A 22,714-nucleotide genomic window follows, 5' to 3' on the forward strand; every position below is an offset into this window, starting at 1 on the left:
TATAATCCTAATAAATTTTTAAGGAGTTTTATGCTTGACTTACAAAATAATAATTTAGCTGTAGATACTATTCAACTATCAAAAAAAGAATTTATAGAAAATAGCCTGAGAACAAAATATAGAAAAAAAATATGGGCAAAGTTCATAAAAGCCATAAACGATTTTGATTTAATTCAAGATGGCGATAAAATAGCTGTAGGAGTTTCTGGGGGTAAAGATAGCTTACTTCTATGTAAACTTTTTCAAGAATTAAAAAAAGATAGAAGTAAAAATTTTGAACTTAAGTTTATTTCTATGAATCCAGGTTTTGAAGCTATTGATATTGATAAATTTAAAGAAAATTTAGTAGAGATGGGAATTGACTGCGAACTTTTTAATGCAGATGTTTGGAAAATAGCCTTTGAAGAAGCTCCAGAAAGTCCCTGCTTTTTATGTGCCAAAATGAGAAGAGGGGTTCTCTATAAAAAAGTTGAAGAATTGGGCTTTAATAAATTAGCTCTAGGTCATCATTTTGATGATATTATTGAAACAACTATGATAAATATGTTTTACGCAGGTACTGTGAAAACAATGATACCTAAAGCTCCATCTACAAGTGGAAAAATAACTTTAATAAGACCTCTTGCCTATGTACGAGAGAAAGATATCATAAATTTTATGTCTTATAACAATATTTTCCCTATGAGTTGTGGCTGCCCTATAGAATCTGGAAAAATGGATTCTAAGAGAAAAGAAATCAAAGAATTATTGAAAAAATTAGAAAGTAATAATCCTAACATAAAGCAGAGTATTTTTAACTCTATGAAAAATATAAATTTAGACTTCGTTTTAGGATATACTCGAGGTAACAAAAAAAATAAAATTTTTGGAGAAGGAAAATGAATGTATTAATTGTGCATGAAGATCAAGGAACTATAAATTATTTAAAAACTGCTTTTAAAGAAGAAGTTATAATAACTGACTTTGCACAAAACTTTGTTGAAGCTTTAGAAAAATATTATCTAAATCCCTATGATATAATAATTATGGATAGTAGAGTAAAAAACATAGATGCCAAATTTTTCTGCGAAAAAGTCAGAAATCATAACAACAAAGTTGGGCTTATCTGTCTTTCTTCTGACGGTAATTTTGATTTGAAAATTGACTTATTTAAAGCTGGTATTGATGATTTTATCTTAAAACCCTTTAAGTTTACTGAGCTTTTGTATAGAATAAAGTCTTTATACAGAAGAGTAGAATTTACTGAAATTGTAAAGGAAATAAATCTATGCTTTCAAGATTTTAAGCTTGATATGATGAGTAGAAAACTAACTAGGAATGAAAATATAATAGAATTGACTCAAAAAGAATTTGCTCTAATTGAACTTTTGGTAAGAAATAAAAATCTGGCTCTGAGTAGAACCTATATTCGAGAAAAGGTATGGGGGATAGATTTTATTAATAATACTAACATTGTAGATGTTTACATAAATAAAATAAGAAATAAAATAAATGACTATGAGGGCAAAATTCTACAATCTGTAAGAGGTTATGGTTATATTTTAAAAGGCTAAAGGGAGGTTTTATGAATTTCTATTTAAAATTAATAATAAAAATTTTAGAAAAGAGTATGACTGCTCAAGATAGTAAAATTTTAAAAAAATTGAAAGCTGGTTACGATCTATCTAATGATGAAAAAAAAGAACTTGAGGAGATGATTGATAATTTAATCTAGGAGGTAAAAATGTCAATAAGATTTTTATATGACAGGCAAAAAACTGCTGTTATTTATAATGAAGACAGATACACTTATAGCGATGTCATAAGATATGTGAAGTTTTTTTCTAATAAGTTAGAAATAGAGGAAGAAGCCAAAGTTGCAGTTATGCTTGAAAATAGACCTGAAACTATTTTTTCTCTTTTTTCTATATGGGATAAAAAAGCTATTTCAATAAATTTAGATGCCAGTTATACTGATGAGCAACTTGCTTATGTCTTTAATGATGCCGAACCTGAATATATTTTTGTTTCTAATAAAACAGAGGATATTGCAAAAAAAGCCATGGAGCTTTCTAAGCATCAAGTTAAACTAATAAATGTTGATGAAGTTAAAATTCCCGATAACTTTAAAGTTGATACTGAAACTGTTGATGTTGAAGATTTAAAAGCTACAGCATTAATCTTATACACATCAGGTACAACTGGAAATCCTAAAGGTGTTATGCTGAGTTTTGAAAATATAATGGCTAATATAAATGGAGTTAAAAATGTAAATCTTGTTACAGATAATGACACTATACTTGCTATTTTACCTTATCATCATATATTACCTTTAAGTTTTACCCTAATTATGCCAATATATTTTGGTGTGCCCATTGTAATATTAGGTGAAATCTCATCAGCAAGCTTAAAGAAAAATCTGAAAGAACATAAAATAAGTGTTATTGTTGGAGTTCCCAGAGTCTGGGAAATGTTAGATAAAGCAATAATGGGAGAAATTAATAAAAGTTCCCTTGGAAGATTTTTCTTTAAATTAGCTAAAAAATTTAAATCTATGAAAATAAGAAAATTAATCTTTTCTAAAGTTCACAATGAATTTGGTGGAAATATAAGAGTTATGGCTTCAGGAGGTGCAAAACTTGATGCTGGAGTGATTGAAAACTTCTTGACTCTTGGCTTTCATTTAATACAGGGCTATGGTATGACAGAAACTGCACCTATTATCTCATTTAATGTTCCTGGAAGAGAAAGGGCTGATACTGTTGGAGAAATTATTCCTGATGTGGAAGTTAAATTTACATCAGATGATGAAATCCTAGTCAGAGGAAAAAATGTTACAAAGGGATATTATAAAAATGAGATTGCCACTAAAGAAGCTTTTGATGAAGAACTATGGTTTCACACTGGTGATCTAGGAAAAATGTCTGGTAATCATCTTGTTATAATTGGAAGAAAAAAAGAAATGATAGTTCTTCCAAATGGAAAAAATATCAATCCTTCAGATATAGAAGGAGAAATTATAAAAGAAACTGACCTAATAAAAGAAGTTGCTATAACAGAGCATAATAATCATTTAATTGCAGTAGTTTACCCTGATTTTGAACTAATTAAAGTAAAAAAAATTGTAAATATAAGCGAAGCTATAAAGTGGGAAGTTATAGACAAATATAATTTGAATGCTCCAAATTATAAAAAAATTCATGATATAAAAATAGTTAAAGATGAACTTCCAAAGACGAAAATGGGTAAAATTAGAAGATTTATGTTAAAAGATTTATTGGAAAATAAGGTGGAAGCTTCTAAAGATAAAAATGAAAAAGAAATAACTATTCCAGAAAAAATAAGACTGGAATACGAGCTTGTGAGTAAATATATAGAAGATACTTATCAGAAAAAAATCAATCCAGACTCTCATATAGAGTTAGATCTAGGTTTTGACTCATTAGATATGGTTGAACTTATGAACTTTATCAATTCTAATTTTTCAACTAATTTTGCTGAAGAAGACTTCGTTGAAAATAAAACTATTGAAACAATTTTAACAAGAGCAATAGAAAAGGCTGAAACTGCACTTATAAAAGAGAATGAAAATTTAAAAAAGGTTTTTGAAAATTCAGATAAGGTAAAATTACCAGCAAGTGCCTTTATTTCAAAAATATTTAGCTTTATTTTAAGACCTATATATAAATTATACTTTGGACTTAGTATAAAAGGTAAAGAAAACATAAAAGAAGGGGCTGGAATAATTGCTGGAAATCATCAAAGTTTCCATGATGCCTTTATAGTTAACCAATCTTTTAGCTCAAAAGAGTTAGCTGAAAATTATTATATTGCAACAGCTCTTCATTTTAAAAGTAATTTTAAAAAATATTTGGCTAATAATGGAAATATAATCTTAGTTGATGTCAACAGAAATTTAAAGACAACTTTGCAGGCTGCATCAAAAGTTTTAAAAAGTGGAAAGAAACTTATGATCTTTCCAGAGGGTGCAAGAACACGAACTGGTGATATATCCGAATTTAAAAAAACATTTGCTATTTTAGCTAAAGAATTAAATGTTCCTGTATATCCATTTGTTATAAATGGTGCCTACGATTCTTGGCCTATCAATCAAAAATTTCCTAAAAAGGGAAAGCTTAGTGTAGAATTTTTAGAAAGAATCGAACCAAATGGTAAAACTGTAGACAAAATTGTGGAAGAAACAAAAAATAGAATTGCAAGTAAAATAACAAAAAAGAAAATCACAGAATAAAATAAGAGGGGCTATTGCAAATTAGATTTTAAAAAATTTTACTTGTCCGTCTAAATATAAAATTTCAATATTTTTGAGAAGCATAGCTTTAATAAAAATACTAGAAATTATTAATTAGGTAGACTTCAAAACACTTACGAATCTTTAAATTGCAACAGCCTCTTTTTAAAATATTAAGCTATATATTTTAGGTATCAATGCATTATGATTAAAATTAAATGGTTCTCTTATTGGAAAGTATAAATACATTCTCAGAAGCCAAACTAAAATAAAAACAGTAAACAATAAATATAAATATTTCTTCTTATCAAAAATTAAAAATATTACTATAAATGGCACTGTCCAAAATAAAGGGTGAAAATAAAAAGCTCCTTTTAAATTGAATTCCATAAGTTGTACATAAGCTCTAGTCATTCCACAGCTCAAACAGGGAACACCATAAAAATTATAAAATAAGCAAATACTTCCTCCAAATTTTTTATAATATAAAATACTAGCTAGTCCTATAGCTAAAAAAATTATTATGAAATATTTCCTTTTTGACATATTTTATTTACCTCATTTTGTGCTAATGCCATTGCTACTATAGGAAGTCCAACTAAAGTTAAGACAAGATATATCATACTTGCATTTTTATCTCCCCCTACTTCCTCAACTTCTTTTCCCATATTATACATCCAAACAATATAATATATTCCACAAGTTACAAAAGAAAGAATTACAGCTACAGCAATATTACGCTCTTTCATAAAAAATACTCCTTTCAAAAATAATTTATATCTTCCATTATTTTAATTTATTTTCTTTGAAAAGTAAATATTTTAAGATAAAGTTTTCTAAGTTTTAGAGGCAAATATTTAAAAAATTCAAAAATTTATTCTTTTATCTATACAAAAATTATGCTATAATTATTAAATAACGCTAGTTATATAAAGATTTTAAGGAGGACTTTTTTTGAAAATATTAGTAGATAAAAATAAAGTAGCTATCTATTACAAAGATAAAGCTATAACTTATAAAGAGTTAATATTAGATATAAAAAAATTAACAAAATTTTCTAACTTAAAAGAAAAATCAAATATTTTAATTTTTATGGAAAATAGACCTGAATATTTAATTTCTTTTTTTAGTATTTGGGATTCTAAAGCAACTGCTGTTTGTATTGATGCATCCAGTACAGCTGAAGAGCTATCTTACTATATTGATAATTCAGATAGTACAAAAATAATAACTTCTAGTTTGCATCATGATAAAGTAAAAGAAGCTCTTAATATTTTACAAAAGAATGTTGAGATAATTGTTGTCGATAATATAGACTTTGCTTCAATTGATATGGCTGAAATCAAAGAAGAAGACTTATATGTAAATGCTCCTGAAAAAGAAGATGTAGCATTTATATTATATACATCTGGAACAACTGGAAAACCAAAGGGAGTTATGCTTACCTTTGATAATCTTCTTGCAAATATAGAATCTCTAGATGAACACAAAATGTTTAGTGAGGAAGATATAACTATTGCTCTACTGCCTCTACATCATATTCTTCCGCTTCTAGGAACTGGTATTTTACCTCTTATATATTCTGCGACTATAGTCTTTCTAGAAGAAATTTCTTCTACAGCTCTTATGGAAACAATGAAAAAATACAAAGTTTCTATGCTTATAGCTGTTCCAAGATTATGGGAAATGATACATAAGAAAATAATGGATACTATAAACTCAAAAGCTATTACCAGATTTATTTTTAAACTTGCTCAAAAAATTAATTCTTTGAGTTTCAGTAGAAAAATTTTTAAGAAGGTTAATGAGGGCTTTGGTGGAAATGTAAAAAGTTTTATTTCAGGTGGCTCGAAATTAAACTCTCAAATAGCTGCTGATTTCTATACCTTAGGTCTAAAAATCTGTGAAGGTTATGGTATGACTGAAACTTCACCCATAATTTCTTTTACTCCTATGGACGATATTATACCAGGCTGTGCTGGTAGAGTTATAAAGGATGTTGAAGTTAAGATAGCTGAAGATGGTGAGATATTAGTTCAAGGTAGAAATGTAATGAAGGGATATTATAAAAATCCTGAAGCAACTTCACAAATCATAAAAGATGGTTGGTTACATACTGGTGATTTAGGCTACCTTAAAGGAAAACATTTATATGTTACAGGTAGAAAAAAAGATATGATAGTTCTATCTAATGGTAAAAATATTAATCCAATTGAGATAGAGGATCAAATTATGTCTATGACTAATTTAATTTCAGAAATAGTTGTTATAGATTTTAAAGGGGCTTTAACTGCTGTTATCCATCCTGATTTTGTTAAAGTCAAAGAAGAAAAAATTGCCAATGTCTATGAAACTTTAAAATGGAACATTGTTGATATATACAATCAAAAAGTTGCTGATTATAAAAAAGTCTTAGATGTTAAAATACTTAATGAAGACTTTCCTAAAACTAAAATTGGAAAAATAAAGAGATTTTTAATTCCAGATTTACTTGAAGGTAAAATAGAAAAGAAAGTAAGAAAAGAAGAGCCTGATTTTGATGAGTATGTAAAAATCAAAAAATATCTTGTGGGTATAAAGGGAGAAGAAGTCTACCAAGATTCACATCTTGAAATAGATTTAAAAATGGATTCCCTTGATATGGTTGAATTTTTATATTTCTTAGAGCTTAACTTCGGTATTAAAGAAGAAGATTTGATTTCTAAAAATCCTACACTTATAGAGCTTGCAAATTATATCAGAGAACATAAAAGTTCTGAAAAAATTGGAAATTTAAATTGGAATGACATTGTAAATAAAAATGTTGATGTTAAAGTTCCTAGTTCCAGTATTTTTTCGTCTTTTATAAGAATGCTAAGTCTTATTGTTTTTAAGACATATATAAGGGCTAAAGTTGAAAATAAAACTAAATTATCAGATAAAAAAGCTATCTATGTTGGAAATCATCAGAGCTTTTTAGATGGCTTCTTATTCAATTATGCAATTTCTGGAAAAATTTTAAGAAATTCTTATTATATGGCAACTGCTGATCATTTTAAAAGTTCATTTAGAAAAGGCATTGCAAATATGTCCAATATTGTTTTAGTTGATGTAAATAAAGATATTGCTGAGGTCATACAAACTATGTCTAAAATCTTAAAAGATGGTAAAAATGTTGTAATTTTTCCAGAAGGTTTAAGGACGAGAGATGGAAAACTAAATCCATTTAGAAAAACTTTTGCTATACTTGCAAAGGAATTAAATGTGGATGTACATCCTTTTGTCATTAAAGGTGCCTATGAATGTTGGCCAACTGCTCAAAAATTCCCTAAAGCAGCTAAAGTAGAATTAAAATTTTTAGACAGAATTGAAAATACTGCTTCTATGACTTATGAAGAAATAGTTGATAGAGCTTACGAAGTTATAAAAAATGAATTAGAAAATTAAAAAAATAATGGGACTATTGCATTTTAGAAAAGTCTAGTTTGCAACAGTCCCATTATTTTATATCTTCATAAAATTTTCTATTATATTATGAATATGATCTGCAATTCTTTTATAATAGTTTATTATATCTAAATATCCTGTATTAAGCCTTGAAGGTATATCAGAATTTTCAAAGTGCAATTTTTTAGCTTCATTGTAAGTATTTTTTATTTGAGAATATTTCCTTATCCCATTTACAAATATTTCCCTTTCTTTTGTTTCATAAGCCTTTGAGATATCAGAAAAAAGATCCAAAGCTGAACTATGAAGTTTAAATAAATATTTTTTTCTCGCTTCATCTATATCTATAGAATTTTCATTTAGCATATTTAATCTATTGGCAATTCTATTTAAATAGTCACTCATAGTTTCATACTCATCACAGGTAAGTAAATTAATTCTTGTTTCTTCTATTAATCTTTTTTCTAGTGATTTATTTAGTAAGGTAAAATTTGTGTCATAGATTTCTTTTTCATATAAATCCAACTTATCTTCTATTTTAGATATTTCCTCTAAATAATTTTTAATTTTATCAGGCTCATATAAAACTTCCTCAACTCTAAAAAAGACATCTTTTATTAATTGTGACATCGTCTGTATTTCTATTTTAGTTTGATCAATTATTAAAGTTGGTAAAGTCATCATAAGTGAAGCCAGACGAGTTACTCTAATTTCATCTTGCTCACCATCGTCCTTAGTTACCTTTTCGAGAAAGTCACTAAGTAAACCTACAAAAGGAGTTAAAATAATTACATTACTTATATTAAAAATAGTATGTGCTGCCGCTATTGCTGGACCTATGTATGTATTAGAATCTATAAATATTGCTAAAAATTTTAAATAATATTTAAAAATGCTTGTAACCCAAATAAGTCCTATAAAATTTATAAGCGTATGGGCATAAGCTGCCCTTTTAGCATTTACCTTTGCTCCCAAAGATGCCAATAATGCTGTTATAGTCGTTCCTACATTCTCTCCCAAGACCAGTGCAACAGAAGTAGGATAATCAATTAAACCCTGTGAAGCAAGAGCTATTGTTATTCCCAGAGTAGCTGATGAAGATTGTACAATCGCTGTCATCAATGCTCCTACTAAACTTGCCTTTAAAAGGGTAGAATAAGAATTTACTTTAAAAAGTTTAAACATATCTGTGAAAAATTCTAATTCCTTTAGGGGGCTTAAGGAAGAACTCATCAATTGTAAACCTAAGAAAACAAAGCCAAATCCCATAATTGCCATAAGTTTTATTCTTATTTCTTCTTTTTTATTAAATATATACAAGATTGCTGAAATGCCTATCATAGGCAAACCATATTTACCAATATTTAATACTAAAAGCCATCCTGTTGTTGTAGTTCCTATATTAGCTCCTAGTATAATTCCTAAAGCTTGTTTTAATGTCAATAAAGATGCATTTGTAAAACCAACTGCCATTACTGTTATTACAGACGAGGACTGTACTAAGCCCGTCATTAAAACTCCAACAAATATTCCTATTATTCTGTTATTTGTAAGTGATGATAATATTTTCTTTAATTTTGGACCCGCTATTTTTTGCATACTTCCTGACATATTTTCCATTCCATACAGAAACATTCCCAGTCCGCCAATAAGTTCAAATACTATTTTTAAATACATCCATCCCCCTGCTATTCAATATTAAATTTTTTAAGTAGTTTTATAGGCCTATAAGACATCTTTGCTTCTCTTAATCCCTCATCTCCAAAATCATCTTCTCTATTCACTAATTCATATTTTAAAGCTTCTGCCTGTAAAAACATCATATTTATAGCCTGATAACTTCCCACATATTCTATTAGAGCTTTCTCCACATGGACAACAAATGTTTTTGAGTTAAGCTCCTCACCTAATGAATAAGCAACAATTTCTCCATCAACTCTTAATAGTCCTCCAACTACATCAAGATATTTGAAATTTTTTAAAACTTCAATTATTCCCATTGTTTCACTTATTAAAACTTCTTGATCTTTATCAATATTTACTTTCGCCCACATTTTTTGAAAATCTATAACTTCTGCTATATTATTTTCTGTTATCTTTTCATAACTATAATTGTAAGTTTTTTTAAAATTAGCAACTCTATTTTTTTTCTTAGCTAGGTTACGACCAGATAAGTTTGCTAATTTTTCAACAGAATAAATATAATCTTCAAGATACCTTGCCTCTACAAATTCAAAATGATCTTTTAATCTTTCTACCCAATATTCTGTAAAATATAAAATAGGTGCTTTTTCCTCAATAAATCTTTTTATTATTTCTATCATTTTTTGAAAAGCTTTATCATCTTCATATTTGTCAGGCTTTAATATGGGCATATGATAGTATATTTGTCCATTATAAATTGATTTTATAAGTAATATATCATCTTCTATACTATATTCGGTATCCTCTCCGAAACTCCATAAAAATAAATTTGTAAAGGTATTATCTGATATTTCAAATATCCCCTTAGTATATTCATCAATAGAATCTTTAGATTCTAATGTTAATTTTTTCCACATTTATATAAGTCCCCAATCTATTTTGCTAATCTATATATAGCCTCTACATATATTTTTAATAATATATCTATTTTAGAAATTTCTAAATATTCATCTCTTTGATGCATTCTATCTTCTTGTGATGGAAGTAATGCTCCAAAGGCAACTGCATTTTTTGCATATTTTGCATATGTACCTCCACCTATTGCTTTAGGTTTTGATTCCTTATCTCCTGTTATTTCTTGATAAATATTCATAAGTGTAGAAACTAGGAAACTTTCTCTATCAACATATAGAGGCTGTGTATTTGAATGAAGAGCAAATTCATAACCATAATCTTCTACAACTTTTTTTATTTGAGAAATAATATTATCATTTTTTATTTTTACTGGAACTCTCATATCTATCCATATTTCCATTTGATTGTTCTCTAAAGTCATCTTTCCTAAGTTTAAAGTTAGAGCTCCTGTTTCTCCATCATCACATTTTACTCCAAATGATTCTCCATCAGTCTCCATTTTTATAAATTTATCATAAAAATTTACTATTCCTTTTAATTCTTCATTTTTTATTTCCATTTCTTTTAAAACTTCAAATAAAGCTGAAACAGCATTATAACCTAAATGCGGTTTTGCACCATGTGCTGGTATACCTGCTGATTTTATTTTATAGATTTCTTTTTCTTTTAAAAACTCAACTTTTTTCATATTTTTTACATTCTCAAGTAAAGACACAGGAATCTCTCCTAAGGCTTCATTTGGAACAGAGTTGAAGGCATTTCCTCCATTTATTTTTATAGCATCTAGTGTTTCAAATTGCTTTTTTATTTTTACTCTTATGGAACCTTTTTCTGCATAAGTAACAGGGAAGCTAGAATCTGGAGTAAATGCTAAATCAGGATAAGGCATTTTTAATTCTCCAAAATAATATTTAAGACAAGCACTTCCACTTTCTTCATCTGCTCCCAATATCATTCTTACTTTCTTATTTAATTTTATGCCTGCATCAGCTATAGCTTTCATAGCATATAAAGATATTATAGCTGGACCTTTGTCATCTAAAGTTCCTCTTCCAAAGATTTTTCCATCTTCTATTATACCTCCATAAGGTGGATGCTCCCAATTATCACCTTCTGGAACAACATCCACATGTGCAAGTATTCCTAAAGTTTCCTCTCCTTCACCCATATCAATATGCATAGCATAATTATCAAATTTTTCTGCTTTAAATCCCAATTTTTTAGCTAACTCCATAAAATGGTCTAAAGCCTTTGCTGGACCTTCTCCAAATGGCATTCCAGGTAAAGGAGCTTCTTTTACACTTTTTACTCTAATTGCATTTTGAATTTCTTTTACCACTTCCTCTTTGTATTCTAAAACTTTCTCTTTTAAATCCATAATTTTCCTCCTCTTATTTTATTTAATTAAATTTCATTCTAATTAGATGAATCAAAAATCCTCTAGAAAAATTGTACCCCCGTTTCTTCCTGCAACTTCCTATACCTACTCCATAAAAATCTTATATACTCATATTCAAATGGAGAACTTGTGCCATAATATTGAAACTTAACATTTTTTCTCCTATCAATACCACTAAGAACTGTAACAGGAATACTGTTTATTTTAAATAATTCCATATGTCTATATGGATCAGCCGCTCTCGTTGTCATTGTTTCCACTCCTAAACCAAAGGCATCTCTAAGATAAGAAGGACCCAGTAAAGGCAGTATTAAATAAGGACCTCGAGGCACCCCGTAATGTGCAAGGGTTAAACCGAAATCCTCATAAGGCTTAGGCATACCCATTTTTGATGCTACATCAAACATTCCTCCCAATCCAAAAACAGTGTTAATGGCGAATCTTGCCACAGCTCTCATTGCTTTCCTACCTTTTAGCTGAGCTAATGAATTAGCAGTTGTATTAATTCCCTTTATATTTCTAAAAAAATTAGTTACTCTATTTTGTATAAATACTGGTGTAATAAATTTATAAGTTCTCACAATAGGAAGTAAAGCATACTTATCAACTTGGTGGTTAAAATAATACATTCTTCTATTAAAACCTTCCCAAGGATCTTCATTGGAACCGAAATATTTATCCAAATTACTTTCATTTTCTTCACTATAATTTTTTTCAATATTTGTAGAGTTTACTAAATGAGGTTCTCTTTTAATTTCCTTTGTATTTGTACATGAAGTAAATATCAATATTAAAAATAATATAAATATCTTTATCTTATTTTTCATCATCTAACACCCCATTTTTTAAAAAATTTATCATTAACGAAACATTTTCATAGTAGAACATATTACCACAATGTCCCCCTGTAGGATAAACTTTTATTTTATCTTTAAAAACATCTTTTAAATATCTTAAATCTTCTTTGGATAGAATAAGCTCATCTTCATTGGTAACGGTAAAAATTTTATCAGAATTTCTTATATATTCATCAATAATTTTTAAACTTGCCTCTTTATTTAAGTCTTCCATGGTAAAATTTTCATTCTGTTTTTTATAATATGGAAAGCCTACCTTATCAACATAGTCTTCAAAACTAGCAAAGTCTATCCTCTTAAAATTTTCAAACAAACTTGTATACTTATTTAATTTTTCTCCTTCTTTAGTATAAACATTACTTTTAGTAATTACATCAGAAATAAAATTTAAGTCCACTGAAGTTATTCTAAAAGCCAAACCTATAAAAGCTTTCTTTTCTGCCTCTGTTAAAAAATCTCCACTTATTAAGCTAAATATAGTTTCTGAATCTATATTTGTATACTCATTTTTCATATTGTTCTTCATTCTATTTAAAACATTTTCTATTAAATATTCAATTTTTGAAGTATCTCCTCTTGTAAATTCATCTAGATAACTATCTAATTTTTTTGCAGAACTATAAAGTTCAACTGCTGGGTTTATAAGAAATACTCTTTTAAAATTAAAATATTTTTCACTTTCATCTATATATGATATTACTGCTGAATTTGTTCCACCTAAACTATAACCCATAACGTAAAAATCTGTTACTTTTACTTTATCTTTTATTCTTTCATATGCTAACTTCATGGCTTTATAGGTGTCACTATTGTCTTGTAATAAAAGACCAGGTACAGAATATTTTGAAGCTGAAATTAAAAACTGTGCACTCATTGGTGAACTAATTGATATCACACTAAAGCCTGCATCGTATAAAATTCTTTCAAAGTATTTCATCCTCACGGATTTATAATCAGAGCCTGTTCCTGCCAATACAAATATCAGAGGTGCTTCTTTCTTCTGTGCTGTCAAAGAAAACTCAAAATTTTCTGCATACCAAAATATCTCTGGAACTTTTTTCTTTATTTTTACACTATACACTTTTGTTGGGACTTCTTCACTAACATTGGGTGTCATTATTGTAGAACTTCCTATTATTGTTGCCGAGTAAGGGTCACTTATAGGAAAGTTATATGAAAAGACATAATTTGATATGATAATCATCAGAATTAGTATTGCTTTCTTCATTTTCTCTTTCTCCTTTAAAATAAAGATATTTGATTTGTTTCACTTAAATCAGAAATAGCACCTACTTGTTTTAATTTTTCAGCTACTGTTTGATTTAGTTTAGTTCTTCTTTTAAGATCTTCAATTGAAATAAATTTTGCTATTTCTCTCTCTTTTTCTATATTCTCAACCACTGCTCCACCTAAACCACTTATTCCTACAAGTGGTATTCTTATTTTTTCATCTTCTATTATGAATTTTTTTCCACTTGACTTATATATATCAACAGGTAAAAGTTCTATATTTCTTGCTTCCATTTCAACTATTATTTCACATATAGCTTTTTCATTTTTCTTCTTAGGATCTAGCTTAGGTTCTTTAGATAATTCATTTAATCTTTCCTTAGCTAGTATTCCTCTGCTCATAGTTTCCATATCAAAATCTTCAGCTTTTCTAGATAAAAATGCTGCATAAAATGCTAAAGGATGATGAACTTTAAAATATGCTATCCTCATTGCCATCATTACGTAGGCTACAGCATGCCCCTTAGGGAACATATACTTTATTCTTCTGCAAGATTCAATATACCAATCTTTTACTCCTTTTTCTTTCATCATATCAGAGTACTTTGCCCAGCCTTCAGGCTCTCTTGAAGGTCTACCTTTTCTTACAAATTCCATTATTTTAAAAGCTGTCCCCTTTTCTATACCTTGATCTATGAGATAGTTCATAATATCATCTCTCACAGTTATAATTTCTGATAGTGTTGCTTTCCCATCTTTTACAAATTCTTGTGCATTATTTAACCATACATCCGTACCATGAGATAGCCCTGATATTCTTACAAGCTCTGCAAAAGTTGTAGGCTTTGTGTCTATTAACATCTGTCTTACAAAGTCTGTTCCAAATTCTGGTATTCCATAGGTTCCTATTTCAGATCCTATATCCTCTTTACTTACTCCCAAAGATTCCGTTGATGAGAAAATCTTTAAAGTTTCTTTATCTGCAAGTGGAATATCTTTTATTTCAATGTTTGTATATTCTTGTAATAATTTTATTGTCGTTGGATCATCATGACCTAGTATATCAAGTTTCACAAGCTGTTCATCCATTACATGATAATCATAATGTGTTGTCGTAGATGAGCTATTTTCATCATTTGCTGGTCTTTGCACTGGACAAAATTCATATATAGATCTGTCACTAGGTAGAACTATCATTCCACCTGGATGCTGACCTGTCGTTTTTTTTGCTCCTTGGCAAAGTTTTCCAAGCCTTGTTGTTTCAGCTTTTATAATAGGTAAATTATTATCTTCAAAATATTTTCTTACATAGGCTTCTGCATTTTTATCTGCTAAAGTTGATATAGTTCCTGCTTTGAAAACATTTTCTTTACCAAACATTTCTTCACAGTATCTATGAATTTCAGACTGATATTCTCCTGAAAAATTTAAATCTATATCAGGAACCTTATCTCCCTCAAAACCCATAAATACTTCAAAAGGAATTGAATAACCATCTTTCCTATACGGCTGACCACACTTAGGACAAATTTTATCTTGTAAGTCTATCCCTACTCCTTCTCTTTCTATAAATTCAGAGTGCTTACATTCAGGATTATCACAAATATAATGTGGATATAGGGCATTAACCTCTGTTATTCCCATCATAAAGGCTACTAAAGATGAACCTACTGAACCACGCGAACCAACTAAATAACCACTGTCTAAAGATTTTTTTACTAATTTTTGTGCTGATAAATAAAGTACTGAAAATCCATTTCCTATTATTGCATTTAATTCTCTCTCTAATCTTTCTGCCACTATTTTAGGAAGAGGATCACCATAAATCTTATATGCTCTCTGATATGTCATCTCTCTTACTATTTCTTCTGCATTCTCCATCTTTGGTGGAAAAAATCCATCTGGTATTGGCTGCACTTCCTCTATCATTGAGGCTATAAATTTTGTATTTTTAACAACTATTTCCTTTGCAATCTCTTCACCCATATATGAAAATTCATCTAACATTTCTTCTGTAGTTCTGAAATAAAATCCATTATTTACCTTATACTGTTTTGGATTATAGACAGTCCCACTTCCGTATAATAATATAGCTCTCAGAAGCTCATCTTTTTCATCAAGATAATGAACATTTGAACTAGCTGTAACTATTTTATTTTTTTTAGTTGCCAATTCATAAAAATATTTATTCATCTCTTCTACAGCTTCAAATGAGTCAATTGCACCAGTTGAGTCTACTTCCAAAAGTTCATTGTATGTAGATTTAGGAAGAAGCTCCACATAGTCATAAAAATCTATTTGTTTTTCTAGTTTCTCTAAGTCGTTTCTTAGATATAATTCCAAAAGTTCTCCACTGTTCATAAAATGTCCACTAAGTGAAGAACCAATTATAAGACCTTCTCTATATTTTGAAAGATATGATTTTGGAATTCTAGCTTTTCTTCCACCAAAGTAATTTATGTGAGCTTCTGATATTAATCTATACAGATTTTTTAAACCCTCTTGATTTTTGACTAGAATCATAACATTTCTTAGAGATTGCTTTTTTAAATTTAAATCAAAGGCTCCATTTATATCATTCAATCTTGTAATTTTTTTCTCTTTGTATTTATCTAAAAAAATTAAAAACATATTTGCTGTGGCTTGAGCATCGTCCACTGCTCTATGGTGGTTCTCCAAAGAAAGACCTAGAAATCTATTCATATCAGATAAGCCATATTTCTTTTGTTCAGGATATAAATCTCTTGCCATTTGTAATGTATCTATAACTGGGTTTTCTAATTTCTTTCCTAGATATTTTTTTATATCTCTCTTTATAAATCCTATGTCAAAGGGAGCATTATGTGCAACAAGTGTTGAATCTCCAATAAATTCTACAAAATCCTTTATGACCTTATCTATCTTTGGCATACCCTTTAACATCTCATCAGTAATTTTAGTAATGTTTGTAATATGAGCTGGAACCTTTTTCTCTGGATCGATTAATTGTCCAAATCTCTCGGCTATTCTTCCAGATTTTATTCTTACAGCTCCAATTTCTATAATTTCGTTTTTATGAGCATTTAAACCTAGTGTTTCTATATCAAAAACAATAAACTCTTCTTTGTCTATGTCTATATCTTTGGCATGCGAAACCATTTCTGCTTCATCATCAACCATATACATTTCACAACCAAAAATAACTTTTAATTTTTCTTCTTCACTTTTAACAGATTTTGACATTGCTTTAATTGTTTTATAGGCACTTGGAAAAGAATGAACAACTGAATAATCTGTTATTGCAATATGGGAATGACCATAATCTTTTGCTCTTTTTATCAAATCCTCTACATCTACAACCCCTACCATTTCACTCATTTTAGTATGAGTATGCAATTCCACTCTTTTTTCATCTGCTAAGTCTATTTTCTTTGTATTTTCCCGTTCTAAAAAATTTATAGAGTTTGCCATAAATACTTTTTCATTATTTGAGTAAATATCTACCTGTACTTTTCCACTTAATTTTACATATTTCCCTTCACTTATGGAAAGTTCATCAGCAGAATCTAAAAACATTTTTGCAGTTAGTGAACTTGTTTTATCATTCAACATAAATGTTCTTATAACTCTCCCATTCTTTATCGGTCTGTCTTCAACTAAAAATATTTCTCCCTCTACTATACAGTTTTCGCCTTCATAGAGTGAATAAAAATCTTTTATTTTAATAACTTCTCCTTTTATTTCTTTTGTTTTTGGTTCCTTTTTAAATGAAGGCTTAAATCCATTCCCATTAAAGGAATTTCCATTAATATTAGAATCATTTTCTTGTGAATTTATATTATTTTTAGCAAATTCCTCTCTTTTATTTTGATTTTCCTGTTCTGCTTTTTTTATTATTTTTTCTATTCTTTCATCAAAATCTTTTATATCTTTTGAAAAATCTCCGCTTAAAAAATGAATAGTTCTATCTTTTATACCATATTCAAATAATAGTGCTTCAAGTTTTATATTTATTTTCATTTCTTCTAAAATAAATACAGCATTCTCATCATTCAATTCCAGAATAATTTTTTTATCCTTTATATGAATTTTATAAAAACACAAAAAGGACCTAGAAGTAGAGTTTTTCTTTTTTAATCTCTCTACGGCCCTCTTTACAATTTCCTTTAAATCTTCTTCTGAAAAATTATATTGATTTTCTGTTTCAAAACCAACTTCTAATTCTCTTCCAAATTTTTCTGATATATTTTTATAAATTTTATCTATCTCATCTATACAATTTAAAGATGATATAGCACAATCAAAAATAATTTTTTTATTTCTAGTATTTAAAGTAATATTTTTTATTTTTAAATTATTAACTCCCATATTAGAAAAAACATTTGAGTTTGGTTTTATTTGTATCTGTTTATTTTCCATTATTTTCTCCAAGAAAATTAATTTTCTCCAAATAGTCTATCTAGAATTATTGCTACTGCTGCCCTAACTGACAAATGATTATACTTAGACTTAGCCCTAATTGGTTCTAATATATAATCTGACATCTCCATTATTTCATCTGTTAATCCCCAACCTGTTCCAAACAGTAAAAGGTAAGGTCTGTCGTCTTCATAAATATTTTTTCTTAATCCTTCATAAGTTATACTGTTTGAAAATAGTCTTGCAGATGTAGTTATAATAAGTGGCTTCTGCCCTTCAAGTATTTCAATTTCTTTTATTACACTTTCTATACTTTCTACAACCCCAGTACTTCCAAAAGCCTTCTCTCTATCTTTGTTATACTGACCTCCCGTTCCATCTTGCCAATATCCTATTATTCTCTCTGTCAATTTCTTTTGTGCATCTACTGGAACTACAAGCCTATAACCTTTCAGTTCATAGGTTCCACAAGTCCTAGAAATATCATGTATATCAAAATTTGTAACTGAAGTACAAACTACATCTCTGTTTCTATTATAAACTGGGTAATGCACCAAGCTCAAATATATTTTATTTCTCATTTTCTTTTCCTTTTAATAACTCTATTTTTATTTCTTCTAATAGTCTTTTTTCTAATTTTGTAAACTCTCTCTTTTCTAGTAAATCTTTTCTCCGAAGATATGTTCTTTTCAAACTTTCTTTTAATCTCCATTCATTAATTTTTTTATGATGACCAGACAATAAAATTTCTGGAACCTTAAGTCCTCTATATTCAGCTGGTCTCGTATAGTGTGGATAATCCAGTAAGCTATTAAAAAATGAATCATTTTCATATGACTCCTTTTTTATAACATTAGGTACAAGTCTAATAATAGCATCTGATATAACCATTGCCGCCAATTCTCCACCTGTTAAAACAAAATCTCCAATAGAAATTTCCATATCAACTTTATTTTCTATAACTCTTTCATCTATACCTTCATAATGTCCAGCTATTATAGTCAACTCTTCATTCAAAAGCAACTCTTTTACCAGCTCCTGATTTAACTTTCTGCCTTGAGGTGAAGTGTATATCACTTTACCTCCAACAGTTTCCAGAGCTCTAAATATTGGCTCAATTTTTATAACCATACCTGAGCCTCCTCCAAAGGGAATATCATCTGCTTGTTTATGTTTATCCAAGCAAAAATTTCTTATATCTATTATATTTATTTCTACTAGTTTTGCTTTAATTGCCCTTGCTATTATGCTCTCAGTTATAAAACCTTCAAACATTTTAGGAAACAATGTTAAAATATTTATTTTCATATCACAACTTATACCAAGCCTATTACATCTTATAAGTTAATATATCTGCAATAGCTATCTCCTTATTTCTTCATTTCTTTCATACCTTCAATTAAATCAACTTCCATTTTTCTGTTTTGGTAGTCAATTTTTTTTATAAAAACTTCCACATCAGGTATCATAATTTCATAATCTTCCGTATCTATTACATAAATATCATGAGCAGCTGTTTCAAAGATTTCTGTTACTTCTCCCAAATACTCATTGTTTTTTACGTCATAGACTTTCAATCCTATCAAATCACTCATAAGATATTCATCTTCTGTCATTCCAACTAAATCTCTTCTAACCTTAATAAGTGCATTTCTTAATTCTGTAGCATCTTTTTTATTTTTCACTTCTTCAAATGAAAAAATCCATTTGTTTGCAACAAAAGGCTCAATTTTCTTTATAGTAAATAATTTTTTTTGAGAATTTTCTAGTTCCAAAATTATTTTATTCCCTTCAAGAAGACTTATATTATCTATATTGGACAAAACTTTTACTTCACCTTTTAAGTGATGGGTTCCTAAAATTTTACCAGCAACTAAAAGCTCCATTTTTTCACCCTAATCTATAAATTCAACATTTACATTTAATTTATCTTTTACTCCTGCTGCTTGCATAACTCCTCTTATTGCACCAGCAGTAAGCCCATTTTTACCTATGATTTTTCCCATTTCTCCCTTAGCAACTGAAACTTTAAATGTTACATTTGAATCTAAAATTTCATAAGTTATATTAACTTTATCCTTTGTATCAACTAATTCCTTAACAATAAATTCTATTAAACTTTCTAATCTTTCCATAATACCCCTCTCTATAATTTTCCTTTCCAAATTCCTTCTTCTATAATTTCTAGCTTAACCCATTTTTTGCCTAAATCAATCAATATATCTCTCATAAAATCTTTAAAATCATATGTAGATATAACGCTTATTATTCCTTTTAAGGGATCTAAAGTTCTTACTACCCCTGCTCCTTCATAAGCTTCTACAATTTTATTTATAAAATCTATATCTTCCCGTCTACTTTCTATTATAAATTCATAACTCTTGTTCATAGAACCTTCCTTATTAATTTTTTTTAATCTCAAAAGCTTTAATTAACTCTATAAAATCATCTATTCCTATATTTTCAGCTCTTTCGCTTTCTGGTATATTGAGCCCCTTTAAGACCTCTTTTATAAAGTCTTTTTTGAAACCTAAAGTTGAAAGATTATTTACTATATTTTTTCTTTTATTTGAAAAAGCTGCTTTTATATATTTAAAAAAAACTGCTTCATTCATTATTTTTTTATATTTGTTTTCCCTATCTAATTTTATTTTTATAAACGCTGAATCAACATTGGGAATTGGTTTAAAGTGCCTTCTTGGTATTGTAAATAGATAGCTAGCCTCACCATAGTATTCTACAGCTAAAGTAAGAATCGATCTCTCTCTACCCTTTTTGGCACAAATTCTTTCTCCTACTTCTTTTTGAACCATTAAATATGCTTCATCTATTAAATCTCTATGCTCTATAATTTTATTTATAATCGGTGAAGTTATATAATAAGGTATATTAGCTACAACTTTTGTATTTTTTGTTAAATATTCTCTTAAATCTAATTCGAGAATATCAGCCATTATCAACTTAAAATTCTTCTTATTTGAAAATTTTTTTTGCAACGGTTTTTCTAAATCTCTGTCTATTTCAACACAGATTAAATTTTTTACTCTATCTACAAGCATAGAACTCAATGCACCCTGACCAGGTCCTATCTCTAGTATACTATCTTCATTTCCAACTTCAGAAACTTCAATTATTTTATTTAAAATCTCAAGTTCATTATTTAAAAAATTCTGTCCATATTTTTTTTTATGATAAAATGACATAAAATCAACTCTACTCAATATTAATTTTCTTCAAAAATTACAGCACCAATATATGGTAAATTTCTATACTTTTGTGCATAATCAAGTCCATAACCTACTACAAACTTATCTGGGATTTCAAAACCTATATAGTCAACAAAGACTTCAACTCTTCTTCTTTCTGGTTTACTCAATAATGCACATACTTTAACACTGGATACTCCCTTTGCTTTAAACATAGCTTGCACATATTCTAAAGTAATTCCTGTATCTATTATATCTTCAATGATTAACACATCTTTCCCACTTACATCTATATCTGTATCTTTTAACACCTTTACATTTCCACTTGTTGTAGTCTCATTTCCATAACTAGAAACATTCATAAAGTCTATTTGAAGAGGCAAATTAATTTCTTTTATTAAGTCACTTAAAAATACTACTGAACCTTTTAGAAGTCCTATACAAATTAAGTCTTTTTTTTCATATTCTTTTTCAATTTCTTTTGCCAGTTCTTTTATTCTTCTCTCAACTTCTGCTCTTGAAATCAATGTTTCTATTCTGTAATTCATAAAATCCCCCTAATAAAATTATAAAATAATATTATTTAATTTTATCATTTTACTATTTTTTTATCAAGGAATTTTAATTTATAAACTCTAATAAGAAAAAGAAAAAATTTTCTTATAAAATATAAAATTTGACATAATAAGAAAAAAATACTATAATATTTTTAATGACCACTCGGTCAATGACCATATGGTCAATTTTGAAAAGGAGATGACTATGATTAAAGAAAATAAAATGGACAAAGAAAATAAAAAAGAATTAATCTTAAATACATTTAAACAAAGTATTCTTGTAAATGGTTACAGTAAGGTTTCTATTAATTCATTAACTGCACAGTGTAATATTTCGAAAGGAAGTTTTTATACATATTTTTCATCCAAAGATGAAATACTTTCTATAGTCATAGCCGAATATAAAAATCTATTAAAAAATATATTAAAGGATTGTTCAGAGTCCTCTAAAAGCTTAGATGAATTTCTAGATAAATATATTAAATATAGATTAAAATTAAATGATGAAGAACTTGAACTAGAACTTATTTTAGCAAACTTATTCAGAAATCTTGAAATTTTAAGCAGTGAAAATCTGAAAAAAATTTATAATCTTCCAAATGTTCACAGAGATAATATTAAGGAAAATTTAAAAAAATATACTAACTTTTCAAAAAGTGAAATTTTAACTTACTCTAAAATGATAGAAGGTATAAGAACTAATTTTCTAATTGATGATATTTTTGAAATAGATGAAGGAGTTTTTAAAATTAAAAATTTAGAAGAAGTGAAAAAACTACTTATTTCAAATGAAATGGAAGAAAAAAGAGAATTTGTATTAAAAAATATTAAAAAAATGTTGGTATAGATTT

Annotated in this window: 21 protein-coding genes; 6 read left to right on the forward strand and 15 right to left on the reverse strand. The window is 28.1% G+C overall.

The features are described 5' to 3' along the window. Nucleotides 1-30: 30 nt before the first annotated feature. From Q4A58_RS01500 to Q4A58_RS01515, 4 genes are read left to right on the forward strand one after another with little or no spacing between them, the layout of a single operon-like run. Entirely contained in the window at nucleotides 31-882 is an 852-nt protein-coding gene (locus Q4A58_RS01500) for an ATP-binding protein (protein ID WP_303115965.1), read from the forward strand. After that, nucleotides 879-1,553: a response regulator transcription factor gene (locus Q4A58_RS01505; protein WP_303115968.1), complete on the forward strand. Its 675-nt coding sequence runs from the start codon at nucleotides 879-881 to the stop codon at nucleotides 1,551-1,553. Before Q4A58_RS01500 ends, Q4A58_RS01505 begins: the two co-directional genes overlap by 4 nt. 11 nt (nucleotides 1,554-1,564) lie before the next feature. After that, nucleotides 1,565-1,714: a hypothetical protein gene (locus Q4A58_RS01510; RefSeq protein ID WP_303115971.1), complete on the forward strand. Its 150-nt coding sequence runs from the start codon at nucleotides 1,565-1,567 to the stop codon at nucleotides 1,712-1,714. A gap of 9 nt (nucleotides 1,715-1,723) precedes the next feature. Further along, nucleotides 1,724-4,231: an AMP-binding protein gene (locus Q4A58_RS01515; RefSeq protein ID WP_303115973.1), complete on the forward strand. Its 2,508-nt coding sequence runs from the start codon at nucleotides 1,724-1,726 to the stop codon at nucleotides 4,229-4,231. Nucleotides 4,232-4,396: 165 nt separating this feature from the next. Here Q4A58_RS01515 and Q4A58_RS01520 read toward each other — a convergent pair whose 3' ends face one another. Together Q4A58_RS01520 and Q4A58_RS01525 are read right to left on the reverse strand one after the other, a co-directional pair. Next, on the reverse strand, nucleotides 4,397-4,777 hold the full coding sequence (locus tag Q4A58_RS01520) for a DUF2752 domain-containing protein (RefSeq protein WP_303115975.1): 381 nt from the start codon (nucleotides 4,775-4,777) through the stop codon (nucleotides 4,397-4,399). Further along, nucleotides 4,753-4,980 carry a DUF4234 domain-containing protein gene (locus Q4A58_RS01525; RefSeq protein ID WP_303115977.1) on the reverse strand — a complete coding sequence of 76 codons (228 nt, stop codon included), beginning with the start codon at nucleotides 4,978-4,980 and terminating at the stop codon, nucleotides 4,753-4,755. Before Q4A58_RS01525 ends, Q4A58_RS01520 begins: the two co-directional genes overlap by 25 nt. A gap of 205 nt (nucleotides 4,981-5,185) precedes the next feature. Between Q4A58_RS01525 and Q4A58_RS01530 the strand changes: the two genes are divergently transcribed. Beyond that, nucleotides 5,186-7,657, forward strand: coding sequence for an AMP-binding protein (locus Q4A58_RS01530; protein WP_303115979.1), 2,472 nt, complete (start codon nucleotides 5,186-5,188; stop codon nucleotides 7,655-7,657). A gap of 57 nt (nucleotides 7,658-7,714) precedes the next feature. On the opposite strand, the gene Q4A58_RS01535 is transcribed toward Q4A58_RS01530, so the two are convergent. The 13 genes from Q4A58_RS01535 to hpt form a co-directional block, all read right to left on the reverse strand. After that, nucleotides 7,715-9,334, reverse strand: coding sequence for a Na/Pi cotransporter family protein (locus tag Q4A58_RS01535; protein WP_303115982.1), 1,620 nt, complete (start codon nucleotides 9,332-9,334; stop codon nucleotides 7,715-7,717). Between the two features lie 11 nt (nucleotides 9,335-9,345). Then, complete coding sequence (locus tag Q4A58_RS01540) at nucleotides 9,346-10,218, reverse strand: DUF2156 domain-containing protein (RefSeq protein WP_303115984.1); 873 nt, start codon at nucleotides 10,216-10,218, stop codon at nucleotides 9,346-9,348. A gap of 17 nt (nucleotides 10,219-10,235) precedes the next feature. Beyond that, nucleotides 10,236-11,594, reverse strand: a complete 1,359-nt coding sequence (pepV, locus tag Q4A58_RS01545; protein ID WP_303115987.1) for a dipeptidase PepV — start codon at nucleotides 11,592-11,594, stop codon at nucleotides 10,236-10,238. 62 nt (nucleotides 11,595-11,656) lie between these two features. Further along, nucleotides 11,657-12,442: a VacJ family lipoprotein gene (locus Q4A58_RS01550; protein WP_303116037.1), complete on the reverse strand. Its 786-nt coding sequence runs from the start codon at nucleotides 12,440-12,442 to the stop codon at nucleotides 11,657-11,659. Beyond that, complete coding sequence (locus Q4A58_RS01555) at nucleotides 12,432-13,700, reverse strand: serine/threonine protein kinase (protein WP_303115989.1); 1,269 nt, start codon at nucleotides 13,698-13,700, stop codon at nucleotides 12,432-12,434. Before Q4A58_RS01555 ends, Q4A58_RS01550 begins: the two co-directional genes overlap by 11 nt. A gap of 14 nt (nucleotides 13,701-13,714) precedes the next feature. Further along, entirely contained in the window at nucleotides 13,715-18,100 is a 4,386-nt protein-coding gene (locus Q4A58_RS01560; protein ID WP_303115991.1) for a PolC-type DNA polymerase III, read from the reverse strand. Nucleotides 18,101-18,117: 17 nt separating this feature from the next. Continuing rightward, nucleotides 18,118-18,681: an RNA methyltransferase gene (locus tag Q4A58_RS01565; protein WP_303115992.1), complete on the reverse strand. Its 564-nt coding sequence runs from the start codon at nucleotides 18,679-18,681 to the stop codon at nucleotides 18,118-18,120. Continuing rightward, nucleotides 18,671-19,408 (reverse strand): tRNA (guanosine(37)-N1)-methyltransferase TrmD, encoded by a 738-nt coding sequence (trmD, locus tag Q4A58_RS01570; RefSeq protein ID WP_303115994.1) that lies wholly within the window; start codon nucleotides 19,406-19,408, stop codon nucleotides 18,671-18,673. The genes Q4A58_RS01565 and trmD overlap by 11 nt, the downstream gene beginning before the upstream one ends. Nucleotides 19,409-19,470: 62 nt before the next feature. Next, the gene (gene rimM, locus Q4A58_RS01575; RefSeq protein WP_303115996.1) at nucleotides 19,471-19,986 is read right to left on the reverse strand and encodes a ribosome maturation factor RimM; all 516 of its coding nucleotides are present in this window, start codon (nucleotides 19,984-19,986) and stop codon (nucleotides 19,471-19,473) included. 9 nt (nucleotides 19,987-19,995) lie between these two features. Next, nucleotides 19,996-20,235, reverse strand: a complete 240-nt coding sequence (locus Q4A58_RS01580; RefSeq protein ID WP_303115998.1) for a KH domain-containing protein — start codon at nucleotides 20,233-20,235, stop codon at nucleotides 19,996-19,998. An 11-nt stretch (nucleotides 20,236-20,246) separates the two neighbouring features. Continuing rightward, a complete protein-coding gene (locus Q4A58_RS01585) occupies nucleotides 20,247-20,489 on the reverse strand; it encodes a DUF4911 domain-containing protein (RefSeq protein ID WP_303116000.1) in 243 nt (80 codons plus the stop codon). A 13-nt stretch (nucleotides 20,490-20,502) separates the two neighbouring features. Continuing rightward, a complete protein-coding gene (gene rsmA, locus Q4A58_RS01590) occupies nucleotides 20,503-21,303 on the reverse strand; it encodes a 16S rRNA (adenine(1518)-N(6)/adenine(1519)-N(6))-dimethyltransferase RsmA (protein ID WP_303116002.1) in 801 nt (266 codons plus the stop codon). A 20-nt stretch (nucleotides 21,304-21,323) separates the two neighbouring features. Next, nucleotides 21,324-21,854 carry a hypoxanthine phosphoribosyltransferase gene (gene hpt, locus Q4A58_RS01595; RefSeq protein ID WP_303116004.1) on the reverse strand — a complete coding sequence of 177 codons (531 nt, stop codon included), beginning with the start codon at nucleotides 21,852-21,854 and terminating at the stop codon, nucleotides 21,324-21,326. 214 nt (nucleotides 21,855-22,068) lie between these two features. Here hpt and Q4A58_RS01600 point away from each other — a divergent pair, with 214 nt between their 5' ends. After that, nucleotides 22,069-22,710 (forward strand): TetR/AcrR family transcriptional regulator, encoded by a 642-nt coding sequence (locus Q4A58_RS01600; RefSeq protein ID WP_303116006.1) that lies wholly within the window; start codon nucleotides 22,069-22,071, stop codon nucleotides 22,708-22,710. The last annotated feature ends 4 nt before the right edge of the window (nucleotides 22,711-22,714 follow it).

The organism is Fusobacterium sp. (assembly GCF_030528405.1).
Taxonomy (GTDB): domain Bacteria; phylum Fusobacteriota; class Fusobacteriia; order Fusobacteriales; family Fusobacteriaceae; genus Fusobacterium.

Excerpts from the sequence above, each read along its gene's own strand:
- pepV (WP_303115987.1), bottom strand. The coding sequence starts at position 11,594 with ATGGATTTAAAAGAGAAAGTTTTAGAATACAAAGAGGAAGTGGTAAAA.
- Q4A58_RS01600 (WP_303116006.1), top strand. The coding sequence starts at position 22,069 with ATGATTAAAGAAAATAAAATGGACAAAGAAAATAAAAAAGAATTAATC.
- Q4A58_RS01540 (WP_303115984.1), bottom strand. The coding sequence starts at position 10,218 with ATGTGGAAAAAATTAACATTAGAATCTAAAGATTCTATTGATGAATAT.
- rsmA (WP_303116002.1), bottom strand. The coding sequence starts at position 21,303 with ATGTCATTTTATCATAAAAAAAAATATGGACAGAATTTTTTAAATAAT.
- Q4A58_RS01560 (WP_303115991.1), bottom strand. The coding sequence starts at position 18,100 with ATGGAAAATAAACAGATACAAATAAAACCAAACTCAAATGTTTTTTCT.
- Q4A58_RS01505 (WP_303115968.1), top strand. The coding sequence starts at position 879 with ATGAATGTATTAATTGTGCATGAAGATCAAGGAACTATAAATTATTTA.
- Q4A58_RS01550 (WP_303116037.1), bottom strand. The coding sequence starts at position 12,442 with ATGAAAAATAAGATAAAGATATTTATATTATTTTTAATATTGATATTT.
- Q4A58_RS01510 (WP_303115971.1), top strand. The coding sequence starts at position 1,565 with ATGAATTTCTATTTAAAATTAATAATAAAAATTTTAGAAAAGAGTATG.
- Q4A58_RS01580 (WP_303115998.1), bottom strand. The coding sequence starts at position 20,235 with ATGGAAAGATTAGAAAGTTTAATAGAATTTATTGTTAAGGAATTAGTT.
- Q4A58_RS01520 (WP_303115975.1), bottom strand. The coding sequence starts at position 4,777 with ATGTCAAAAAGGAAATATTTCATAATAATTTTTTTAGCTATAGGACTA.
- Q4A58_RS01585 (WP_303116000.1), bottom strand. The coding sequence starts at position 20,489 with ATGAACAAGAGTTATGAATTTATAATAGAAAGTAGACGGGAAGATATA.
- Q4A58_RS01515 (WP_303115973.1), top strand. The coding sequence starts at position 1,724 with ATGTCAATAAGATTTTTATATGACAGGCAAAAAACTGCTGTTATTTAT.
- Q4A58_RS01500 (WP_303115965.1), top strand. The coding sequence starts at position 31 with ATGCTTGACTTACAAAATAATAATTTAGCTGTAGATACTATTCAACTA.
- Q4A58_RS01555 (WP_303115989.1), bottom strand. The coding sequence starts at position 13,700 with ATGAAGAAAGCAATACTAATTCTGATGATTATCATATCAAATTATGTC.
- Q4A58_RS01525 (WP_303115977.1), bottom strand. The coding sequence starts at position 4,980 with ATGAAAGAGCGTAATATTGCTGTAGCTGTAATTCTTTCTTTTGTAACT.
- rimM (WP_303115996.1), bottom strand. The coding sequence starts at position 19,986 with ATGGAGCTTTTAGTTGCTGGTAAAATTTTAGGAACCCATCACTTAAAA.
- hpt (WP_303116004.1), bottom strand. The coding sequence starts at position 21,854 with ATGAATTACAGAATAGAAACATTGATTTCAAGAGCAGAAGTTGAGAGA.
- trmD (WP_303115994.1), bottom strand. The coding sequence starts at position 19,408 with ATGAAAATAAATATTTTAACATTGTTTCCTAAAATGTTTGAAGGTTTT.
- Q4A58_RS01565 (WP_303115992.1), bottom strand. The coding sequence starts at position 18,681 with ATGAGAAATAAAATATATTTGAGCTTGGTGCATTACCCAGTTTATAAT.
- Q4A58_RS01535 (WP_303115982.1), bottom strand. The coding sequence starts at position 9,334 with ATGTATTTAAAAATAGTATTTGAACTTATTGGCGGACTGGGAATGTTT.